20 protein-coding genes, 2 tRNA genes, 1 pseudogene and 1 other annotated feature are annotated in these 21,256 nt (G+C 59.4%); of the genes and pseudogenes, 15 read left to right on the top strand and 8 right to left on the bottom strand.

Annotated features, from left to right (window positions below):
* The first annotated feature begins 63 nt into the window (after positions 1 to 63).
* From Q8Q80_RS19195 to Q8Q80_RS19135, 13 genes and pseudogenes are all read left to right on the top strand, one after another.
* On the top strand, positions 64 to 861 hold the full coding sequence (locus tag Q8Q80_RS19195; RefSeq protein WP_371132793.1) for a DMT family transporter: 798 nt from the start codon (positions 64 to 66) through the stop codon (positions 859 to 861).
* A 112-nt stretch (positions 862 to 973) separates the two neighbouring features.
* On the top strand, positions 974 to 1,441 hold the full coding sequence (gene ybgC, locus Q8Q80_RS19190; protein ID WP_305634683.1) for a tol-pal system-associated acyl-CoA thioesterase: 468 nt from the start codon (positions 974 to 976) through the stop codon (positions 1,439 to 1,441).
* 2 nt (positions 1,442 to 1,443) lie between these two features.
* Positions 1,444 to 2,133, top strand: coding sequence for a protein TolQ (tolQ, locus tag Q8Q80_RS19185; protein WP_305634681.1), 690 nt, complete (start codon positions 1,444 to 1,446; stop codon positions 2,131 to 2,133).
* A 14-nt stretch (positions 2,134 to 2,147) separates the two neighbouring features.
* Positions 2,148 to 2,558 carry an ExbD/TolR family protein gene (locus tag Q8Q80_RS19180; RefSeq protein WP_305634893.1) on the top strand — a complete coding sequence of 137 codons (411 nt, stop codon included), beginning with the start codon at positions 2,148 to 2,150 and terminating at the stop codon, positions 2,556 to 2,558.
* Complete coding sequence (locus Q8Q80_RS19175; protein WP_305634679.1) at positions 2,558 to 3,379, top strand: energy transducer TonB; 822 nt, start codon at positions 2,558 to 2,560, stop codon at positions 3,377 to 3,379. The genes Q8Q80_RS19180 and Q8Q80_RS19175 overlap by 1 nt, the downstream gene beginning before the upstream one ends.
* 34 nt (positions 3,380 to 3,413) lie before the next feature.
* Complete coding sequence (tolB, locus tag Q8Q80_RS19170; RefSeq protein ID WP_305634677.1) at positions 3,414 to 4,688, top strand: Tol-Pal system beta propeller repeat protein TolB; 1,275 nt, start codon at positions 3,414 to 3,416, stop codon at positions 4,686 to 4,688.
* Between the two features lie 67 nt (positions 4,689 to 4,755).
* Positions 4,756 to 5,319, top strand: a complete 564-nt coding sequence (gene pal / locus Q8Q80_RS19165) for a peptidoglycan-associated lipoprotein Pal (RefSeq protein WP_305634675.1) — start codon at positions 4,756 to 4,758, stop codon at positions 5,317 to 5,319.
* Positions 5,319 to 6,077 (top strand): tol-pal system protein YbgF, encoded by a 759-nt coding sequence (ybgF, locus tag Q8Q80_RS19160; protein WP_305634673.1) that lies wholly within the window; start codon positions 5,319 to 5,321, stop codon positions 6,075 to 6,077. Before pal ends, ybgF begins: the two co-directional genes overlap by 1 nt.
* A 14-nt stretch (positions 6,078 to 6,091) precedes the next feature.
* Positions 6,092 to 6,781 carry a 7-cyano-7-deazaguanine synthase QueC gene (gene queC, locus Q8Q80_RS19155; RefSeq protein WP_305634671.1) on the top strand — a complete coding sequence of 230 codons (690 nt, stop codon included), beginning with the start codon at positions 6,092 to 6,094 and terminating at the stop codon, positions 6,779 to 6,781.
* Between the two features lie 39 nt (positions 6,782 to 6,820).
* Positions 6,821 to 7,936, top strand: coding sequence for a YeeE/YedE family protein (locus Q8Q80_RS19150; protein WP_305634669.1), 1,116 nt, complete (start codon positions 6,821 to 6,823; stop codon positions 7,934 to 7,936).
* A gap of 86 nt (positions 7,937 to 8,022) precedes the next feature.
* A tRNA-Lys gene (locus tag Q8Q80_RS19145) sits at positions 8,023 to 8,098 on the top strand.
* A 39-nt stretch (positions 8,099 to 8,137) separates the two neighbouring features.
* A tRNA-Lys gene (locus Q8Q80_RS19140) sits at positions 8,138 to 8,213 on the top strand.
* Between the two features lie 331 nt (positions 8,214 to 8,544).
* Positions 8,545 to 9,565 (top strand): annotated as a pseudogene (locus Q8Q80_RS19135) (IS3 family transposase); the annotation flags it as partial.
* Positions 9,566 to 9,697: 132 nt separating this feature from the next.
* Here Q8Q80_RS19135 and Q8Q80_RS19130 read toward each other — a convergent pair.
* Positions 9,698 to 10,912 carry a hypothetical protein gene (locus Q8Q80_RS19130; protein WP_305634667.1) on the bottom strand — a complete coding sequence of 405 codons (1,215 nt, stop codon included), beginning with the start codon at positions 10,910 to 10,912 and terminating at the stop codon, positions 9,698 to 9,700.
* Between the two features lie 372 nt (positions 10,913 to 11,284).
* Between Q8Q80_RS19130 and Q8Q80_RS19125 the strand changes: the two genes are divergently transcribed.
* The gene (locus tag Q8Q80_RS19125) at positions 11,285 to 12,355 is read left to right on the top strand and encodes a hypothetical protein (RefSeq protein WP_305634665.1); all 1,071 of its coding nucleotides are present in this window, start codon (positions 11,285 to 11,287) and stop codon (positions 12,353 to 12,355) included.
* Between the two features lie 561 nt (positions 12,356 to 12,916).
* On the top strand, positions 12,917 to 13,231 hold the full coding sequence (locus Q8Q80_RS19120) for a hypothetical protein (RefSeq protein WP_305634663.1): 315 nt from the start codon (positions 12,917 to 12,919) through the stop codon (positions 13,229 to 13,231).
* A gap of 55 nt (positions 13,232 to 13,286) precedes the next feature.
* Here Q8Q80_RS19120 and Q8Q80_RS19115 read toward each other — a convergent pair.
* The 7 genes from Q8Q80_RS19115 to Q8Q80_RS19085 form a co-directional block, all read right to left on the bottom strand.
* A protein-coding gene (locus tag Q8Q80_RS19115) for an IS3 family transposase (protein ID WP_305634661.1) occupies positions 13,287 to 14,518 on the bottom strand; the annotation gives its coding sequence in 2 pieces (ribosomal slippage) (positions 13,287 to 14,230 and positions 14,230 to 14,518; 1,233 coding nt in all).
* Positions 14,124 to 14,240: a sequence feature (AL1L pseudoknot), on the bottom strand. (Overlaps the previous gene by 117 nt.)
* Before the next feature lie 331 nt (positions 14,519 to 14,849).
* On the bottom strand, positions 14,850 to 15,785 hold the full coding sequence (locus tag Q8Q80_RS19110) for a site-specific integrase (RefSeq protein WP_305634660.1): 936 nt from the start codon (positions 15,783 to 15,785) through the stop codon (positions 14,850 to 14,852).
* Positions 15,786 to 15,826: 41 nt separating this feature from the next.
* A complete protein-coding gene (locus tag Q8Q80_RS19105; protein WP_305634658.1) occupies positions 15,827 to 16,129 on the bottom strand; it encodes a helix-turn-helix domain-containing protein in 303 nt (100 codons plus the stop codon).
* Positions 16,130 to 16,806: 677 nt separating this feature from the next.
* Positions 16,807 to 17,559, bottom strand: coding sequence for a hypothetical protein (locus Q8Q80_RS19100; RefSeq protein ID WP_305634656.1), 753 nt, complete (start codon positions 17,557 to 17,559; stop codon positions 16,807 to 16,809).
* A 446-nt stretch (positions 17,560 to 18,005) separates the two neighbouring features.
* Positions 18,006 to 19,541: an AAA family ATPase gene (locus tag Q8Q80_RS19095; RefSeq protein ID WP_305634654.1), complete on the bottom strand. Its 1,536-nt coding sequence runs from the start codon at positions 19,539 to 19,541 to the stop codon at positions 18,006 to 18,008.
* Positions 19,542 to 19,663: 122 nt separating this feature from the next.
* A complete protein-coding gene (locus Q8Q80_RS19090) occupies positions 19,664 to 20,002 on the bottom strand; it encodes an H-NS histone family protein (protein WP_305634652.1) in 339 nt (112 codons plus the stop codon).
* A gap of 1,046 nt (positions 20,003 to 21,048) precedes the next feature.
* Positions 21,049 to 21,256: hypothetical protein (locus Q8Q80_RS19085; RefSeq protein ID WP_305634650.1), on the bottom strand; the 208-nt coding region annotated here is incomplete at its 5' end.

Below are 21,256 nucleotides of genomic sequence, written 5' to 3'. Positions count from 1 at the left end.
GTCGCACAGGTCTTGACCGCGCCGCTTTCCGCCGGCCGCATCGCCGCGCTGACCGCGCTGGCGATGCTCGCCTTCGCCGCCAATTCGGTGCTGAACCGGCTGGCGCTGGCCGATACGGCGATTGATGCCGCCAGCTTCACGCTGATCCGTCTGGCGGCGGGCGCGCTGGTGCTGTGGGCACTGGTGCGCCGCCAGTCGGGCAGCCGGCTGGCCGGCGACTGGCCGGGTGCCTGCGCGCTGTTCGTCTATGCCGCCGCGTTCTCGTTCGCCTATCGCGCGCTGCCGACCGGCACCGGCGCGCTGCTGCTGTTCGGCACGGTGCAGGTGAGCATGATTGCCGCCGGACTGTTCAAGGGCGAGCGCTTCCGGCCGCTGCAGATCGCCGGCTTCGTGGTGGCGCTGGCCGGGCTGGCCGTACTGCTGGCGCCCGGCGTCAGCGCGCCGCCGGTCGATGCGGCGCTGCTGATGATGCTGGCCGGACTGGCCTGGGGCGTGTATTCGCTGCGCGGGCGCCACGCACGCGCCACGCCGCTGGCCATGACGGCCGGCAATTTCGTGCGCGCCGTGCCGCTGGCGATCGGCTTGTCGATGGTGTCGGCGGCCGACGCCCGGATCGATCTGGCGGGCGCGGGGTATGCCATGCTATCCGGCGCGCTGGCATCGGGCGTCGGTTACGCGATCTGGTACAGCGCGCTGCGCGGGCTGACGGCGACGCAGGCCGCCACGGTGCAGCTGAGCGTGCCGGTGATCGCCGCGCTCGGTGGCGCGCTGCTGCTGGCCGAACCGCTGACGGCGCGCCTGGCACTGGCGTCGGCCGCCACGCTGGGCGGCATCGCGCTGGTCGTGACCAGCCGCCGCTGAACCCCGCCCATTGCCCGCCTCCGCGCCGCCCAGCCGCCTGTTACATCCCCTTGCGAGGCTTTTTGATGCCATGCAGCAAGCCGGGCCGGCCGCTCGGGTAAAATCGCGGCCCATGACTCCATCCGCGCAGCACGATGACGGCCCGCACGCCCAAGGTTTTTCGTGGCCGGTTCGCGTCTACTACGAAGACACCGACAGTTACGGTGTCGTCTACTACGCAAACTACTTCCGCTTTCTCGAACGTGCGCGCACCGAATGGCTGCGCGCGCTCGGCTTCGATCAGGTGGACATGAGCGCCGCCGGCCACGGCTTCGTGGTGCGTTCGGTGCAGGGCGAATACCTGAAGCCGGCGCATTTCAACGACGCGCTCGAAGTACGCAGCACGATCGCCGGCGTCAGCCGGGTCGCCATCGACTTCGCGCAGCGGCTGTACCGCGGCAACACGCTGCTGTTCGACGGTCTGGTGCGCGTGATCTGCATCGATCCGGCGCGCGGCCGTCCGGTGTCGATTCCGCCCGCACTGCGCGCGCGGCTCTTGCCTTCATCCCCGCTTCCTCTTCTGCCCCCGCTCACGAACTGACCATGAACCTTTCAGAAGACCTCTCGATCATTTCGCTCGTCCTGAATGCCAGCCTGCTGGTCAAGCTGGTGATGGCGCTGCTGATCGGCATTTCGTTCATGAGCTGGTACTGGATTTTCCGCAAATCCTTTGCCATCCGCGGCGCGCGCAGCCGCACCGACAAGTTCGAACTGGAGTTCTGGTCCGGCGGCGACCTGAACGCGCTGTTCCAGAGCGCGGCCAACGACCGCCACAACGCGGGCGGCATGGAGCGCATCTTCGAAGCCGGCTACCGGGAATTCGTCAAGCTGCGCGGGCGGCAGAACATCGACACCGCCACCGCGGTCGATGGCGCCCGGCGCGCCATGCGCGCGACCTATCAGCGCGAAGTCGACGAACTCGAATCACATCTCGCCTTTCTCGCCTCGACCGGCTCGGTCAGCCCCTACATCGGTCTGTTCGGCACCGTGTGGGGCATCATGAACGCCTTCCGCGGTCTGTCGAACGTCGGCCAGGCGACGCTGGCCCAGGTCGCGCCGGGCATCGCCGAAGCGCTGGTGGCCACCGCGATCGGCCTGTTCGCCGCGATTCCGGCGGTGGTCGCCTACAACCGCTTCGCGCACGACATCGATCGCATTTCCATCCGCTGGGAAAGCTTCATGGAAGAGTTTTCCAACATCCTGCAGCGCCAGGGCCCCGGTAAGGCGCAATGACAAGACAGCGCCGCCTGATGAACCAGATCAACGTCGTGCCGTACATCGACGTGATGCTGGTGCTGCTCGTCATCTTCATGGTGGCGCCGCAGGCCACGCCGACCGGCAGCATCGAACTGCCCAGCGTTGGTCAGGCGTCGCAGCCCCCGGCACAGCCGATCGAAGTCATCGTGAAGGCCGACGGCAAGCTGGCGCTGCGCGACCGTGACCAGGGCGGCAAGGAAGAAGCCGTCACGCGCGATGCGCTGGTGACGCGCATCCGCGACCTGCAGGGCGCCAGACCCGATCGCGCCGTGGTGGTGGCCGGTGACAAGGCGGCACGCTACGAAGAAATCCTGAAGGTGATGGATACGTTGCAAGGCAACGGCATCACCCGTATCGGTCTGCTGGTGCAGACCGGCCAGGCTGCGAAACCGGCCCGCTGATGCGCGAGCACGCACTCAAACGCCCTGAACCCGGCAAATGGCAGTCGGCCGTGCTGGCCGCCGGCATGCATCTGTTGCTCGGGCTGTTCCTGTTCTACAGCGTGCGCTGGCAGACCAGCAAGCCGGCTGCGGTGCAGGTGGAACTGATCAGCAGCATGCCGACCGTGGCAGCGCCGGTGCGTCCGCCGCCGCCCGAGCCGGTGGTCGAGAAGCGGCCGGAACCGGTGGTCGAGCCGCCCCCGCCGCCACCGCCGGCCAAACCGGATATCGCGTTCAAGGAACCTCCGAAGCCAAAACCGGTTCCCAAGGTGGAACCGAAGCCCGAACCGAAGCCGGAGCCCAGGCCGAAACCCGAACCCAAGCCGGTCGAGAAGCAGCCCGACGTGAAGCCGGCGCCGCCGGACACGCGGCGCGAGATCGAAGCGCAGGACAGGATGTTGAAGGAAGCCATGACCCGGGAGAGCGCCGAACAGGCGCAGCGCGAAGCGTCGCGCGAAGCGGACCTGATCGCGCAGGCAGCCGCGGAAGGCGCGCGCCGGAGTGCTGCCAATGCCTGGGGTGACAAGATCAGCGCCAGGATACGCGGCAACATCGTGCTGCCGCCGGGCGCCAGCGGCAATCCGGAGGCGCTGGTCGCGATCGCGCTGCTGCCGGACGGCTCCGTGGTGGGAGAACCACGCATGAAAAGATCAACCGGAAATCCGGCGCTCGATGACGCGATACTACGCGCCATCGTGAAGTCGTCACCGCTGCCGAAACCGGACGATCCGTCGGTTTTCGTGCGCAACCTGGATCTGGTGTTCCGGCCGCTCGGACAGTAGCCGCCGACCCACCACTTCTCATCGAAAGGATCAGATGTTCAAGGTATTCAGACTGATGGCCACCACGCTGCTGCTGGCAGCAACCGCCGCCCATGCGCAGCTCACCGTGGAGATCACCGGCGCCGGCGCCAACCGCATTCCGGTCGCGATCGCCAACTTTGCCGGCGACGGACTGCTGCCGCAGGCGCTGACCGGTGTCGTGCGCGCCGATCTGGAGCGCAGCGGCCTGTTCAAGCTGGTCGATCCGGGTACCACGCCGGTGCCGGAAAACGCGGCCATCGACCTGAACCAGTGGAAGGACCGCGGCGCCGACGCGCTGGCGCTGGCCAGCATCCTGCCGGCACCGGGCGGACGTTACGAAGTGCGCATGCGCCTCTACGACATCGCGCGGCAGAACAAGCCGGACGGCATGATTTTCCTGTTCGGTGCCTCGACCGTGCGCGAGACTGGCCATCGCATTGCCGACTTCATCCACGAAAAGCTGACCGGCGAGCGCGGCGTGTACTCGACCCGTATCGCCTATGTGGTCAAGACCGGCAAAAGTTACGAACTGAAGGTGGATGACGCCGACGGGCAGAACCCGCGCACCGCGCTGCGCTCGAGCGAGCCCATCATTTCGCCCGCCTGGTCGCCGGACGGCACGCGCCTCGCGTATGTGTCGTTCCAGGCCAAGAAACCCATCATCTACGTGCATTCGCTGGCGACCGGCGCGCAGACCGTCGTGGCCAACTTCAAGGGTTCGAATTCGGCGCCCGCCTGGTCGCCGGACGGCAAGCGGCTGGCCGTGGTGCTGACCAAGGACGGCAGTTCGCAGATCTACACCATCAACCCCGACGGCAGCGGACTGAGCCGCATCGCTGGCTCGTCCACCATCGACACCGAGCCGCAATTTTCGCCCGACGGCCAGTACCTCTATTTCACGTCTGACCGCGGCGGCAGCCCGCAGATCTATCGCGTCGCAGCCGCCGGCGGCACCGCCGAGCGCGTCACCTTCGAAGGCAGCTACAACGTGTCGCCCCGGCTGTCGCCGGACGGCAAGATGCTGGCCTACGTGTCGCGCAACGGCGGCCGGTTCCAGGTCACGGTGATGGATCTGGCCAGCCGGCAGATCCAGATCCTCACCGATTCGTCACGCGACGAATCGCCGTCTTTCGCACCCAACAGCCGCATCATCCTGTACGCATCGGAAGTGGGCGGGCGCGGCGTGCTGTCGGCGGTATCGTCAGACGGCCGCGTGAAGCAGAAACTGTCCGGGCAGGCCGGCGGCGATGTCCGCGAACCGGCCTGGGGACCGTTCAACCAGCCCTGATACCGCACCGACCGAATTCCGGATTCAAGTCACACTCCTCGTTCCGACCACAAGAAAGGCCCCAGCCATGCAAACGTCCACCAGCAAGATCGCCATCGCCACCCTGACTCTCGCACTGCTCGCCGGGTGCTCGTCATCCGGTCCGGAGCAGCCCGCCGCCCCGACCGAAAGCAAGACGCCGGTTGCGCCCTCGGGCCCGAGCGGCACGCCGGTCGCCCCGTCCGACGTCAGCGGCAAGACCATGACGCCGGAAGAGGCACTGATGGCGTCGCTGAAGGACCCGAACAGCCCGCTGTCCAAGCGCATCATCTATTTCGACTACGACAGCTATGCCATCAAGGACAGCTACGCCAGCCTGATTTCGGCGCACGCCAAGGTGCTGGCCGCCAATCCGAAGCTGAAGATGCTGATCCAGGGCAACACCGACGAACGCGGTTCACGCGAATACAACCTGGCACTCGGCCAGAGACGTGCTGAAGCCGTCAAGCGCGCGCTGATGCTGCTGGGCGTGCAGGAAGTGCAGATCGAATCGGTCAGCCTGGGCGAAGAGAAGCCGCGCATGGAAGGCAGCGACGAAGCCGCCTACGCCGAGAACCGCCGCTCGGAAATGCTCTATTCGGGTGAGTTCTGATGCTGGCCCGTCGCGGCATCGCGACGGCGCTGGCCATGTTGTCCATCGGCAGCGCCCCGGCGTGGGCGCTGTTCGATGACGACGTGGCGCGTCAGCGCATCGAAGCACTCAAGCTTGAATCCACCACACGGCTGGGCAAGCTCGATGCGCAGGTTGAACAGTCGCAGCGCGTGCAGCTCGATCTGACCAACCAGATCGAAGCCCTGCGCGCCGAAATCGCCAAGCTGCGCGGCCAGAACGAGGTGCTGACCTACGAACTGGAAGCGACCACCAAGCGGCAGAAGGATTTCTACCTCGATCTGGACAACCGCCTGCGCGCACTCGAAGCCGCGCCGGTGGCTGCTGCTGCGCCGGCGGCCGATCCGGCGGCCGAGGCACGCGACTATGAAGCCGCGCTCAACCTGCTCAAGGGCGGCAAGTTTGCCGACGCGCAGAGCGCGTTCGAGGCCTTCATCACCGCTTGGCCACAGAGCAGCTTCCAGCCTGCCGCGCATTACTGGGCCGCCAGCTCGGGCTTCCAGGCCAGGAATTACCCGCGTGCCGCCGAGCTGTACCAGACGGTGCATGCGCAGTGGCCGTCCGACGTGCGCGCACCCGAGGCCCTGCTCGGTCTGGCCAACACGCAGCAGATCCAGGGCGACACCAAGGGCGCGAAGAAGACGCTGGACACCGTGGTGGCCGAATACGGCAGCACCCCCGCGGCCGACGTCGCGCGTCAGCGTCTGAAGCAACTGGCCCCGCCGCCGAAGAAGAAGTAGGAAGGGGCAAAGCAATGGGCAGTGCGGTTTCTTCGCGGCCGGCCGTCGTGCTGCTGTCCGGCGGGCTCGACTCGGCCACCGTGCTGGCGATGGCCCGTGCGCAGGGGCACGCCTGCCACTGCCTGTCGATCGATTACGGCCAGCGCCACCGCGCCGAACTGGTGGCCGCTGCGCGCGTGGCGACGGCGCTCGGCGCCGCCAGCCACCGGACGCTGACGCTCGACCTGCGTGCCTTCGGTGGCTCGGCGCTGACCGACAGCGCGATCGACGTGCCGGTCGACGGCGTGGCGCCCGGCATCCCGGTCACCTATGTGCCGGCACGCAACACCATCATGCTGTCGCTGGCGCTGGCCTGGGCCGAAGTGCTCGGCGCGCAGGACATCCACTGCGGCGTGAACGCGGTCGACTACTCCGGCTACCCCGACTGCCGACCTGAATACATCAAGGCCTTCGAAGCGATGGCCAATCTGGCCACGAAGGCCGCAGTGCAGGGCGCCCGACTGACCGTGCACGCACCGCTGATTGCATTGACCAAGGCGGGTATCATCCGCGCTGGCGCGGATCTGGGTGTCGATTACGGTCTCACCGTGTCGTGCTACCAGGCCGATGACAACGGCCGCGCCTGCGGCGTGTGCGATTCGTGTCGCCTGCGCCGTGAAGGCTTCGCTGCCGCGGGCATCGCGGACCCGACGCCGTACAGATAGAGCCCCCGTCCGAGGGGCCGACAACCGGACCCGAACACGATGGACCTCAACATCCACACCGAAACACTGGCCGCCGTGCTCGGGCTGTCGATCGCGCTCGGCGCGCTGACCTCGCGCACCAATTTCTGCACCATGGGCGCGGTGTCCGACTGGATCAACATCGGCGACCTCGGCCGCATGCGCTCGTGGATGCTCGCCATCGCCACCGCGATGGCCGGTCTGGTCGGCATGGAGTCGGCCGGTGTCATCGACCTGAGCACCACCTATCCGCCCTACCGCAGCCCGCAACTCGCCTGGCTGCGCTATCTGACCGGCGGCCTGCTGTTCGGCGTCGGCATGACGCTGGCCAGCGGCTGCGGCAACAAGACGCTGGTGCGCATCGGCGGCGGCAATCTCAAGTCGGTGTTCGTGCTGGCGGTCGGCGCGCTGTTCGCCTACCTGATGATCTTCACCGACTTCTACGCGCTGGCCTTCGGCTGGATGGGCGAATTCACGCTGTCGCTCGACGCGCGCGGCATCGACTCGCAGGCGCTCGGCTCGGTCGTCGCCGGCACCGTCGGTGGCGACGCCGCCACGCTGAACCGCGCACTGGCCTGGCTGATCGCCGGCGCGCTCGCCGTCTGGGCGTTCGCGAATGCCGAGTTCCGGCGTGACCGGGACAACATCGCCGGCGGCATCGGCTTCGGGCTGGCCGTGCTGGCCGGCTGGTGGCTCACCGCCGGCCCGCGCGCCGCTGCCTGGAAGGAGTGGGCCGAATTCGCCGACGTGCTGCCCAGCCGCGTCGAGGCGCAGTCCTACACCTTCGTCGGCCCGATGGCCGACAGCGCGCGCTACCTGCTGGACCCGACCAACACCGCCCTGCTCAACTTCGGCGTCATGGCGCTGGTCGGCGTCATCGTCGGCGCCTTCCTGTACGCCATCGTGGCCGGCAAATTCCGCATCGAGTGGTTCCGCAGCAGCGCCGACCTGGTGCGCCACGGCATCGGTGGGGCGCTGATGGGCATCGGCGGCGTGCTTGCATCCGGCTGCAGCGTGGGCCAGGGCATCACCGGCGTATCGACACTGTCGCTCGGCTCCGCCATTGCGCTGCTGGCCATCATCATCGGCTCGGCACTGACCATGAAGGCGTCGATGTGGTGGCTGATGCGCGAGTAGCCGGGACGCTCCCGCACGCCGCCAACGCCGGAAAGCCTTGACGCATCAAAACCCGCTTCCTATAATCCGCCCTCTTCGCAAGGCGAGGGTCGGTAGCTCAGTCGGTAGAGCAGCGGACTTTTAATCCGTTGGTCGCGAGTTCGAGTCTCGCCCGACCCACCATCCGGTGGGCCGAAAGGTCAGTTATTGCGATCCAGTTTCGGGTTGTTAGCTCAGTTGGTAGAGCAGCGGACTCTTAATCCGTAGGTCGAGTGTTCGAGCCACTCACAACCCACCAGTACTCAAGCGGCCCGCAGCGATGCGGGCCGCTTTTTTTCCCCCGACCGTAGCTAAAACGTCGCTAGTGCTCGTTTTTCGACTACGCCCCCCTGCCCCGGAAGTGCGGCGTCAGCGTCACGGCCGACGTCGTCCTGCGCATTGATGAGGTCGGCGCCGTCCCTCCAGATAGATGCGCGCCGCTGCGACCCTCAGTTAGTCAGCAGCAAGGTGAGCGTATTCCTGCATTGACCTGCTCCTGACTTTTCGGACCAGTAGAAACTTGAGAGGATGGCTTCCAACAGCAAAGCGGAAGTCATGCGCGCAAGAGCCGTTTTTCGGATGAGCAGAGGATCAAGATTCTTCGTGAAGCCGACAAGGCGCCGGTGGCGGAGGTATCGAAGAAGCACGGTGTCAGCGAGCAGACGATCTACACGTGGAGAAAGCGCTTCGGCGCGATGAACTCCGATGAGGTCAAGCGTCTGCGCCAGCTCGAAGTGGAGAACGCACGGCTCAAGAAGATGCTTGCTGAACGCGACCTTGAGATCGACGTGATGAATGAGATCGCGTCAAAAAATGGTGAGCACCTGCGCCCGTCGGGCGCAGGTGCTGCTTGCAGAAGGTAAAGGGTTGTCCAGGCGGCGTGCCTGCGCGCTACTCAACGTATCGCGCTCCTGCCTGGGTTATGTGTCGCGACTGGATGTTCGGGATCGGCCGGTGGTCGAGCAGATGCAGAAGCTGGCGGGTCAGTACCCACGGTACGGCTACCGGCGCATTCGTATCTTCCTGCGCCGTGCCGGACTCAGTCTGAGCATTGGGCGCACCTGGCGGCTGTGGACCAAGGCGGGCTTGCAGGTGCCGCGCAAACGACCGCGGCGGCGGGTGGCAAGCCAGCGGGACCAGGTGCAACGTGCGCCCGCAGCAAACCATGTGTGGGCGTACGACTTTGTGTTCGACACCTGCGCCAACAGTCAGCAACTCAAGTGCCTGACGGTGATCGACGAGCACACGCGGGAGGCACTGGCGATCGATGTGGCGGGCAGCATTTGTTCGGAGCGCGTAGTCGATGTCCGCAGCCGTCTGATCAGCGAACGCGGTGCGCCGAAGTTTCTGCGCTCGGACAACGGCCCGGAGTTCGTCTCGGCACGGTTGTTGCATTTGGCTGCGGACGAGGGATTGCAGATGGCGCTATCGCAGCCCGGCAAGCCGTGGCAGAACGGCAGCGATGAGAGTATCGACGGTAAGTTTCGCGACGAGTGTCTGTCGATGATGGAATACTTCCGGAACCGAAGAGAAGCATGTGTTGTGATCGAGCAGTGGCGGCGCCATTACAACGCAGTACGACCACACTCTGCACTGGGCTACCTGACCCCGTCGCAGCTCGATGAATCCCTGTCAGGCAAGGACCACGAAGTCACTTCTCTCAAGTGATTCGTGGCCCGAAGAATCGGGGCAGGTCAACTCCATCTTCTCAAGAACTGGAGCGTCCGCGAAACCAGGGGCGATTCACTCAGGTCGGCGCAACCGGCGTCCCCTACCACCGCCGCATCGCATGCCCTGGAAAATGAAGGGCATCGAAAGAACTCGGCTCACTACCTCGACCTGTCGGCTGCAGCCCATCTTTGCGAGCATGGATTTCACCTGGCTGCGTACCGTGCTCACCGCCTTGCAACGGCGTGCGGCGATCTGCTCGACCGACAGGCCCGAGGTGAGGCCAATGGCCACTTCGGCTTCGGCAAGGGTGATGCAGAAGGCACTGGCGACCACTCCGGGGTCGAGTTCCGGTACGCCATGCAGTTCATGGGCCACAGCTAGCAACACCGGGCCGGAACCGAAAGCACCGTTCGTGCGCTCCGGCAGCAGTGAACTCAGCATTACCCCCATGACGCGGTTTCGTACGGGCTTGATAACCCCCTCGTGGCCGGTCGGGGCCAATGGCAGATACGCACTCGCTGGGAAGCGATCATCCTCCGGCAAGCCATACAGTGAAGCCGCCAGAGCGCGCAAGGCGTTGTCCTGTTCCGTGAACCGCAGCGCAAGCCGCCCATTCATCTCGAACAGCGCCAACCCTGCGGACATCAGCGCACGGGCGCTCCGATTCGAGAACCTTATGCGGCATTCCGCATCCAGCAGAAGTACGGGCGCAGTCAATTGGTGCAGCATCGCCGACACCGCTGCGTGGCAATCATCGGTCGGCACGCGTATGCCGTTGAGACTATATGCCTTGGCAACATGCCACGCGAGCCGATCGCAGAGCGCGAAAGTTTCCCCCATCAGCGGACCCTGATCCGGCCGCCGCGTGACCACCAGTATGACCGCGGTATCGCCCTGCTCAATTAGTTTGATGCCACTCGCCCAGCGCCCCCCATACGGCAGTAGGAACTCCTGATAGAAGGTACTTGCTTCGACGAAATCAACGCCGAAAGCCTCGTGGCAATGCAGCCAGTGCCCGACGGGCCTCTGCAGCATCTGCTCCAGCAGCGGATCGATGAAGTGGATGCTGCGCATGTAATCGAGCAGCGCCTCCGGCGGCGCATGGCCCACCACAGCATGAAACACCAGCGAGCGCCGCGTCACGTCCAGCGCGAGCACCGCCACAGTATGTCCCTTAACCGCGCGCTGCATCCCCCGCAGCGCCACCGTCCAACTCACGCCGGCGCTACCCGCCCCGGCTTCATAAAGACGTGCGATCACCTCATCCAGTCCCGCCCTTTGCTCCATAACATCTCCGAACAACGCATAACGCCACGTAAGCGCGATGCGGCGACACTGTGGAAACGGTACATACCTGATGTTACATGCCGACAGGGTATGTACCACTCATCCAAATGGGGGAGATGCCGCCCTGCAGAGCAAAAGCTGAACGTAAGGACGGGGTTTCACCAATATGGGGGATGCCGAGGTTCAATTTCGTGCCTACCTTGACGAACTTGCGCATCGAATAGCGTGAGAGGAGTTAGCTGTCTGCGCGCCGATAATATAAAGAAACAAGCCAATAAGAGCACTACGCAATCATTATCCGCCCCCAGGATCGGCGCACTCAAAAAATCATGGATTAAAAAGTCATGCCTTGATTGTTTTTTGGAGAAAAAAATGAATAAACGACATCTTATTGCAATCGGACTCATGCAAATAACAGCCACTAACATTGAGGCAAATGGTGGTTGTGATTCAGTCTTGATACACGCCGCTAGAAATGTAGAGAGCAGTTTTGGCTCTGAGCACGTGGTCGCGAACAAACACCAAAAGAATTGCGGAAAGGATTTCTCCTTACTGACTGAAAGTCAAACATATGAACTTGAAGTTGAGATCTTCGGTTCCGGCGCCGGGGGCGGTGGAGCAAGCTTAAATAAAAGGCAGGAGGCGCTAAGGGAATGGTGTACTACGAATCAGCAAACGTACGAAAAAAACAAAACTCAATTAAGTAGCAGTTCACTTGTTTACGCGGAGTCGGTGAAAGCTTGGCTCGCGTGCAAAAGCAGTACAACGGAATTCAATATTGATATATCAAAAAACGAAAAATATGTCGCGTTCTTGTTAAGACGCGGCGACGGTGCGATCGAGCAATTAAAAAGTCTCAGGGCGGAAAAATTTAACTGCAAAAAAGGCTCAGTTGACCTCGGCCTAAGTCCTTTGAATGCCAATGATTTCAACAACGACATAAGCGCGGACGGGATGCCAATCCACTGCACTAGAACTGAACCCGTAGAAGTTGTATTTGAGGGAGAGAAGTTAGATCTTTATGAGTTCGGTTATATCCACATTGCAACCACTGGAACCACGATTTCTCTAAATTTCGAAGAAATGACAGAACCAAAATTATCAAGAAACGAGAAAAGACATATAGATGAAAAAATTGAGACCCTAAACAACAAGTTTAAAGAATTTTCCGATTCCACTTCTGCGAAGCTAACAAAACTGGAAATCGCAGCCAGCGCCGCGCAGAAGACAGCAGATAACGCATCGAATGTCGCGTCCAGTCTAGCACCTGCTGTCGCGACATTTATTTCCCCAACCACGGATTGCCCGTCTGGTTGGCAGAACATTGCGCAGATTGGATTCCTAATTTGGGACCATGGTTACCAAAGATATGGATCACCCCCAGGAACCGCCCACGGTGGCAAATGGGGATGGACCCACCCATTTATTTGTAAGAAGAACTGACTATTTTATATTTACCGCTGTTTAGAACCACGCGCCACAGCCTTCGCTGCGGCGCCGAGAATCACCCTACGAATACTCTGATTTAACTCGATTGAATCGCCTTGGTTTTGTTATTAGGCTCACGCGTTCGACGCACAAGAAGTTCGGCGAGAGATACTCGGTGCGCAAATTTATTGACAAAGACGCGTGCAAAAGCCACCAAGGTGTTCCGTGTAGTGACGAATCTGTTCCGGCATCGACAAGTGCCGCATTAAGGGTCTGGCGAGCAATACCGCATAACTGCAATTTCTTTGATCTCATTGGCCAATTCGGCGTGACCTCAGCGAACTCTGTGTTCCCAATCGTTTAGGCGATGCAGATCTTAAGAATGCGAAATTGTGTGGCGTACCTGCAAAAAGAAAGCGAATCACTGATCGGATAGCAAAAATAGCGCGGGAATCGATTTTATATCGGTTCAAATTTTGCAAACGAAAACTCTGGATAGAAAAGCGCAACCCGGGGCTTTGGTTAGAAATTCTTATAGGTTGGTTTGGCCATTGGTTTTTAGGAGAGGTTTAGAGGATGGCAAAAATATACTACGTTACAATTAAATCGACGGGTGTTCACAAAACGATTATTAAGATTATTGATTCTTTTATTGGCTCCGACACATGGGAGGGAGATAGAAATGCCATTGGAGTCTCGAACGGCAGGGTTGCCTCATGGGGGCTTAAAGCCGCTGTTCTTCATACCGGACCTGGGGTAGGCGGCGCAATTATTTTAGACAGCTTTGGAAAGAACACAAACCGCGGCGACACGGGGATAGGTAGCAAGTCAAACGCCATGGGCTCGTTCCCTGACGGAGATCTTTCGTGGCAATGCGATGACGTAGATTAAGCACCACTCAGGAACATGAATCGCCCCGGGTATCGCGGAGGCCCGCTGGGTTAAGTCAGGCCTCCACCGCGGAAGCCTGACGGGTAAGTTGCCGATAGTAGTTTGCCTCTGCTTCTGCTGGCGGAATGTAGCCGATGGGTTCCAACAGGCGGTGGTGGTTGAACCAGGACACCCATTCCAGCGTGGCCAGTTCCACCGCTTCCCGAGTCTTCCACGGCGCACGGCGATGGATCAGTTCAGCCTTGTATAGCCCGTTGATGGTCTCGGCCAAAGCGTTGTCGTAGCTGTCGCTCTTGCTGCCCACCGAAGGCTCGACGCCGGCCTCACTGAGTCGTTCGCTGTACCGGATCGACACGTATTGCGACCCGCGATCCGAGTGGTGAATCAGCTTGCTGTCACGCTCCGGTTGGCGCGCGTAAAGCGCCTGCTCCAGCGCGTCGAATACGAAGTCGGTGCTCATCGAAGCGCTCACGCGCCAGCCCACGATCCGCCTGGCGAACACATCGACGACGAAGGCCACATACAACCAGCCCTGCCAGGTCGAGACATAGGTGAAGTCCGATACCCAGAGCTGGTTCGGCCGCTCGGCGCGGAACTGCCGATTGACCTTGTCCAGCGGGCACGTCGCCTTGTGGTCTCTGATGGTGGTGCGCACCACCTTGCCGCGCATCACGCCCCGAAGGCCCAGCCGGCGCATCAGGCGTTCGACCGTGAAACGCGCCACCTCCACGCCCTCGTGCTTCATCTGTTTCCAGACCTTGTCTGCGCCATAGACCTGCAGATTGGCATTCCAGACCTGTTCGATCCGGGGCTGCAGGGCGTCGTCCCGCTTCGCTCTGGCGCTTAGCAAGGAGGCGTTACTGCATCGCGCCGCGTAGCTACGATGGGCCGACGGGGCAATCTGCAGAGCCTTGCAGATCGGCTCGACCCCATGGGTGTCGCGGTGCGTGTCGACGAGTCCGTACATCACTTCAAACGGCGGTCGAGCTCCGCCTGGGCGAAAAACGCGCTGGCCAGCTTCAGGATCTCGTTGGCGCGGCGAAGCTCCTTGACCTCACGTTCGAGCTCCTTGACGCATTGCGTCTCGGCCGTGGTGACGTCCTCGCGTATGACTGAATCGATCTCATGACGTTTGACCCAGTCCAACAACGTCTGCGGAACGCAGCCGATCTTCGGTGCAATCGATTCGATCGCTGCCCACAGCGACGGGTACTCGCCGCGATGTTCCTGCACCAGGCGAACCGCGCGCTGACGTACTTCAGGGGAGAACTTCTTTGACTTGTTCATGGCTCCATCTTCTCAAGAGTTGGAGCCTCCGCAAAACCCGGGGCGCTTCAAACCCGGGGCGCTTCACTTTCTGTATTTCCTTGCAGGGAACGAAACGCATCACCCCGAAAGGGAAGTCAGCACTTTTAATGAAATATAATTCTGACTACCGCTAGAAATGGGGATTGCCCAATGCGTCTAAGCTTTTCTCGTGTGGGCAGATGTGGGTAATTGCGTAATTTTGTTCGTTAACCCAACAGGCTTTTGTACTATGGTTTGTTGCGTGGTGCCGTTCCACCACCGCTCCTTCACACGGCCCGCCATCACGGCGGGCCTTTTTCGTTTTCTGCGGCTAGTGCTCGTCTTTCGACGGCGACTCCTTTTCCCGTAGTGCCGCGTCAGCGTCACGGGGGAGGTTGTCTTCCGCATTGACGAGGTCGGCGGGCACCCCCAGATCGATGCGCGCCGCTGCGACCTTGAGTTGGTCTGCAGCAAGGTGCGCATATCGTTGCACCATGGCGTCGGACTTCCAGCCCCCCAGTTTCTGGAGTTCGTACAGTGAAGTGCCATTGCGAATCTGCAAGCTGGCCCAGGAATGACGCAGGTCATGCCAACGGAAGTTCTCGATCCCGGCTCGACTTAAGGCAAGGTGCCACGCACGGGTATTCACCGACTTCATGGGCTTTCCCTTGAAACTGAAAACGTGTGTCGGATGCTTGCCCTTTTGTCGCTCCAAAACACTCAAGGCATGCGGGCTCAGTGGAACGGGGATGCTTTGACCGTTCTTGGATTGATCGCGCGGCACGAATGCATGCTGTCGCTCAAGGTCGACATGCGACCACATGAGGTTGAGCACGTTACTTTGTCGCAGACCGGTCAGCAGCGCAAAAAGCGCAATATCTCTCTGGTGGGGAGGCAACTCAGCCAACAGGCGTCGGAGTTCCGCTTCACTGAGCATGCGATCACGGGCATTGTTCTCTCGCGTCATCCTGACGGAGGGCACTTGGTCAATCACCGCCCATTCAATTTGCGCACATCTTAGGATCGCCCGCACAAGCGCCATGTAACGATTGGCTGTCGTCGAGGACGCTTCCTCCGTCTTCGCGAGTCGAATTCGTTCAAGCAGCTCTCGATCGATCTGATCGAGCGTGCAATCTGCCAGATAAGTATCAAGCCAGCACAGCTTTTTTCGATCTGCATCGATCGTGCGCTTATATGCGCGTTCGCTGAGCCAACGCGCCGCAGCCTTTTTCCATGAGTACTTCGCGCGCACGTTTAGGCGACGCATCTCCCATATCTCAGCTTGGCGACGGTCGTGATACTCCTTCGCTAGCTTTTTATTGGAAGTCCCAGTGCTTTCCTGTATAGGCGGTCCTCCAGTGAAGGATATCTTGATCCAGAAGAACTGAGAGTCTTTCCGTTTGAATAGGGCCATTTTTCCGAAATATCCTTTTCTTGTAACTTGAATGTGGCGCTCTCTTGCACAAACTGCTCAATTTCATCAAGAAAAAAGATCCACTTGCCGCCGACTTTTGCGGCAGGCAAACGACCTTTCCTCGCCATTTCGCTGACCGTCACCTTGTGGAGACGCAGAAAAGTCGAGACTTCCGAAACAATAAGTGTTTTTCTCATGGCGAATAAATTGAGTAGTTGCACAAGGTCTTTTGGCAAATGCCAAACTCAATATATGAGACGCAGCAAATAAGTAAATTATATATATAATGAACCACTGGCATTTTCTCGGGTGCACAAAGGCACCCTGGCGAATGGAGTCTATTTTTCCTACAAATAGCGCGCGATTTGATGGACAAAAGCCCGCCCTGACTTCAATTGCTTTTCAATCGAGCTTGTTAAAGTGGGCATTTAGAGTAAAAGTCGTGATCGCATCCTTATAGATGTGCAGTCACTTGGCCATCGCACTGCATGGTTTTGATCAACGGACTTACGTGCCAGGGACCCGCGGCAAGAACACACGAGAATCCGTGACCGGAATGTTGAATGCGCTACGGGCGTCCGCGTAATGGGACAAGCGCCGGAAAACCAGAAGGATTACGGTCGAAGAACCGTCGATTCGGGACGAACGAGGCCCAAGTTGCGCACCGTCCGTCTCAAGGCTAGAGGGCGAAGTCAGCACGCGTTTGCGCCCAGGGCGATCGTGCTCGGCGCGGCCCGCATATCCATATGCGGGCGCAGGCGCAGGTAGTTGAGGTGTGTCGGCTTGACAGGGCGTCCGCCTGATATCGGCTTACCCTGGGTATTTCGCTGACGAGGGCATCCGACGTTAAGAGGACTTCCTCGATATCACGGTGTCAGACACTACAACGTGGACGCAGAAGGACAGTCCAGCGTAACCCTTGCTCACCAGGCGAAACTACAAGGATGCCAACGCCGAGTTCCATGCCTCGCTGAATCATCGCGGGCATCTTCTTGCGTAGCGTCGCGACATGCGTGCAGGAGAAGGCCCCGATCACCACACATGCTGCACGGGCGCCCTCGACCCGCATTTGGTTGTGGGCGACGTAGATCGCCTGCGCGTCGGCTACGGGGGCTCGTTTGAACTCGACAGTGACAGCAGGAGATGTCGTGACAAGTTGTCCCGTGTCATTGCGCAGGTAGCCGCGCGCATCAGGACAGGATCCCCATCCTCTGGCGTGTCGTTTTCCTTCGTGGGCACAGATCTTTATAGCGAGCGGACGCCCAAGTACAATCGACATGCCCCGCTCGAACGCCAGCGCCAAGGGGCCGTAGTACTGATTCTCTTTCCATTGCTCCACTGGGATGGCCGGCGCAAAGAGGCCGGCATCCATCTCTCCGGAGTCACTGTTGAAGCACACGCGTCGTCCGGGGCCTCGCTTCGCTTTTAACCATCCGCTTCGGATCAGACTCTGCCGAGTGAGCCGGTACGCGGGCGCAGACAAACCCGTGTCATCCAGCAGTTCGATCTCTGATGCCGAGCCGTAGCGTCGGATCAGGCAATTGACAACATGTGCTTCTACGCCCTGAAGTTGCCGTGCCGAACTCCGCCACATTTCAGCAAGAAAGTCGCCGTCTGCTATCGCCATCCTTCACCATCCCTCTTTTTTTCCAGCCATTAATAGATTTTCTCTCCTGACTTGTTTTGACATTGACTACACAGGACTTGTAGCCATCTACCTTTTGTCATGTGACCTGGCAGTCCGCAAAGTTCGCAGGTCTCACGCGCGTGCATCTGTGCCACCGTGGAACAGCGCGAAATATGGGGGTTCGATTGCGCCACGGAAATTCGCATCTCTCCAAACTTGTTCTTGATGCGCACGAGCAGGGCCTGATCCTTGATGTGCCCCGATTTTCTCTCGACCGTGTAGCGCACGGACGACTCGCACTGAAAGCAAAATCGATCCAGGATCTCGAACCACCCGTCACCACACTCGAATACTCCGTAACGGAGTTCGGGCCGAAAAGTGCCTCCAATCCCCCGCATGAAAATCGGATAGCGCTCAACCAACATCTGTACAAGATCTTCCCTCAATCAGTGCACCGTCTCGCTTAGACGAAGCCAATCCGACGGAAGACAGTCGTCCATAGAGACGTAACGTCTGCCCGCTGCCAGTGCTCTGCCGTACATCACGGTCAGTTGCTGACGAATTCGCCTCGGCGGAAGTTTGGCCAAGTGATGGAGGATGTGCGGTTGTATTGGGGGGTCCACCTGTGTTGCCCATGAACACTCTCGACGCAACTGCGTGAAGACAGAAAGAACGATCTGCGCTGACTGTTCAGGAGATGGTCGCGGGATCTCGAACACGAGGAACCGCTGTCGCAGTGGCGAATCGATCTTGTGCAACCGATTGCACGTTGCAATCCATTGCACATGGCTCGCGTCCAGCGCCAGCCAAGGGAGCGATAACTCGCGAAACTCATTTGCTGTCCGACGCTCCAGTAGGCTGTAGAGCGCGTTTGTCGGCGGGTACCGATCCACTGATGCCTTATCGATTTCATCGAGCAGCACAAAAGGATTGGCAACGGGGGATCTGACTAGATGCCAGAAGAACTCCCCAGGATGCGCATTCGCCCAATATGTTTCGCTGCCGCTCAGTTGCGCTCCGGTTTGTGCCGATGCCATGTCAAGGTGCAGGTGTTTCTCGTATCCGAGCACTTCGCGTAGCGCTTGAGCGAATGTCGTCTTGCCGCAACCTGGCGGTCCACTCAGCAACAGAGGTTCCAGCGCAATGACTCCACTACCCAGTGCAGCGAGGTGGGCTTGCGAGCGGACATACTCGATGACATCGTTGAAATTTGGGAAGATACGCAGCAGATAATCAAGATAATCAAAGACGTCCGAGGAGTAGCGCAAAAGACTTCGCCTCGCCGAGAGCTGTTCCAGGGTTTTGATGACACCCCGAATCCGCGATGAACTATCTCGATCAAGGTGAGCCCCCTGTGACTCGATGGACTCAAGCTCATCGCACCGCCAGAGTAGTACAGAGGGGTGTTCCTCCACCTCGCAAGGCTCATCTGCCTGCGCCTCGCCGACGGCCTCGGAAAACTCACTTGTTTTGCTCGCTGCACTTTCGACTTCAATCTCTTCAATGCTTGACGAGGGGTCGCTGAGCTCAACAACCTGCATCTTCTCAATCGCTCTACCGAACCACTCAGCGATTGGAAATCCTGCGAGGTGCTCGTGGGCTTCACAGAACGCACTGGTTTGTGTGCTGTCCTCTCCACAGAAGGCACACAGAGCACCGGTCCGGTGTCGGAAGTCACGGGCAATGTCACTCAGAGCCTCAAGAACCTGAGGGTTCGCCCCATCGAGATGGACATATACATCGAGCCGTCTAGAGAAACGAACGTGAAGAAAGAAGTCTTTCGAAGAAAGATCGTCCTTTCCGACGATTCGCGTCACCTCACCCAGGAAGCGTGGAAGAAGTCGTGCATAACCCGGTGGAAGGAATCCAGATACTTGGGATGCAAAAGGCCAGCGAACAGACAGCAGCCGCCTCAATCCAGAAACGTAACTCTTGTACCCACGAGGACTGCCAATGAAACCCTTGACTTTGGCCTGAAACATGCCCGTTGACTTTGTATGTAGTCGGGCTATTTAACAATAAAGACAGTAAAGCCGCAAGAAAATACAAAAAATAGGGGCGAAAAACTCGGCCCCTATTTTTTGCCCGTCAGGAAAGTCGCACTTCAGTCTTGACTTACCCTGTATTGCTCACGCCCCCCGGCGGTGCGGTCCGCTTCTAGAACCCAAGCGGGAGGGCGGCCATGCCCGTTCCATTCCCTTCCGGTCACCGAATCACGAAACGCTACGCCCTTTGTCTTTCCGGGCTTTGGGCTGCTACTTGTCTTTGTGGCTGCCTTGAGTTTCGCTGGAAGCGCCTTGTTGATCTCTGAGAGAGAAATGTCGTACTCGGTCATTAACTCAATGATTTTTTGAATTGCCTCGCCTAACTCTTGTACTCGGGCTTCTTCTGCTTTGGCAGAAAGAGCCTGGAGCTGAGCCGTCAGTTCTTTATAAGTAGCCATTTTTCACTCTCTAGGTGTCAGATATCTATAAAACTTCAAATTTTAGGTGCGCTACCCCAAACGTGCAGTCTGTCAAGTGAGCGGACATGGATGGGCAGAACACTGTTTTATTTTGCGTCGAAAACTGTAAAAACGCCAGATTCAGGGGCTTTAAAGTAGAAAAACTCCAAAAAATACAGGGTTATTCCCTTCTCGCACAAAGGCGGTCGCCCACGACCACGATCTTGCAATCGCGGAGTACCTCTGGCGCGGTGCCAGAAGGCCCTGCGGAAGTGCACGTTAGAAAACCATCAAACGAGCAACGAGTGTTCATCGATTAGGTAACGGTTACATCGTTTCGGAGCTTCGCTGATTGACCTGGCGTTCATCGATGAGTAACTGAACACCAGATGTACCTCAATCCATGAGTTCTTGGTCACTGATAGATGTCTTTAAGGGCAGGCGTGAAAACTTTTTAAAGAGACAACCCAATTTTTTGCTTAGGCTCACAAAACTTGACACATTAGATTTCTTGCGATTTACAAGGGATCCTTTCAAGAATATTCTGCGCATGCGCAGAATATAGGCGTCGGGAGCTTTTCCGACGCCTCACGCCCTTTAGGGGGAGCTTTTACAGCGCGACAGACGGCGCTGTAAATGCGGGGGGAAAGGATCCTTATCTACAAGAGAAATCTTAAAAACCTGAGTGAGCTTAAAAGAGTAAGGTTGTCTTTTTTCGCGAGCACTGTAAGCGCGAGCATCAAGTTTTCTCACAAGGTTGTGAGAAGGCGAAAACTTCGTGTAGTGATAACGTAAAGAGGAGAAAACCCAAATTGGGGGAGGGAAAGCAGCCAAAAGTATTACTTTCCCTTTTTGAAGCGTTTTGGGTCGAGATGATCCCAGCGCACGCGGTGCGTGTCCCCCTAAAGCCGGGGGTGAGCGCCGGCTTTAGGGGGACACGACGGCAAGCACTGTTTGGCTATCAATGGATCAAAGTGATGGGTGCTTCGCGTCTTAGGACGCTGAGACGAAGACCAACACACACATGGCTGAAAAGAAAAGAAGCCTCAAAACAGCGATGGTTGATTTCGGTCTGCCTTCGATCGAAATGGGCGCAGCGAATAGAACGTTTTCTGAGCTTCCCCCGAAATTTCGTCTGCCAAGGGTGACCTAGAATTAGCGTCACTTTTGGAAGGCAGGAAATGAAGATACCGAAACAGGCATACACGACCGAGTTCAAGGAACTGGCGGTCAAACGGATCAAGGATGGGCAGA

Origin of the sequence: Methyloversatilis sp., assembly GCF_030698125.1 — a bacterium.
Taxonomy (GTDB): Bacteria; Pseudomonadota; Gammaproteobacteria; order Burkholderiales; family Rhodocyclaceae; genus Methyloversatilis.
Note: the sequence above shows the minus strand (reverse complement) of the source record. Positions and strands in the feature narration are given on the sequence as shown.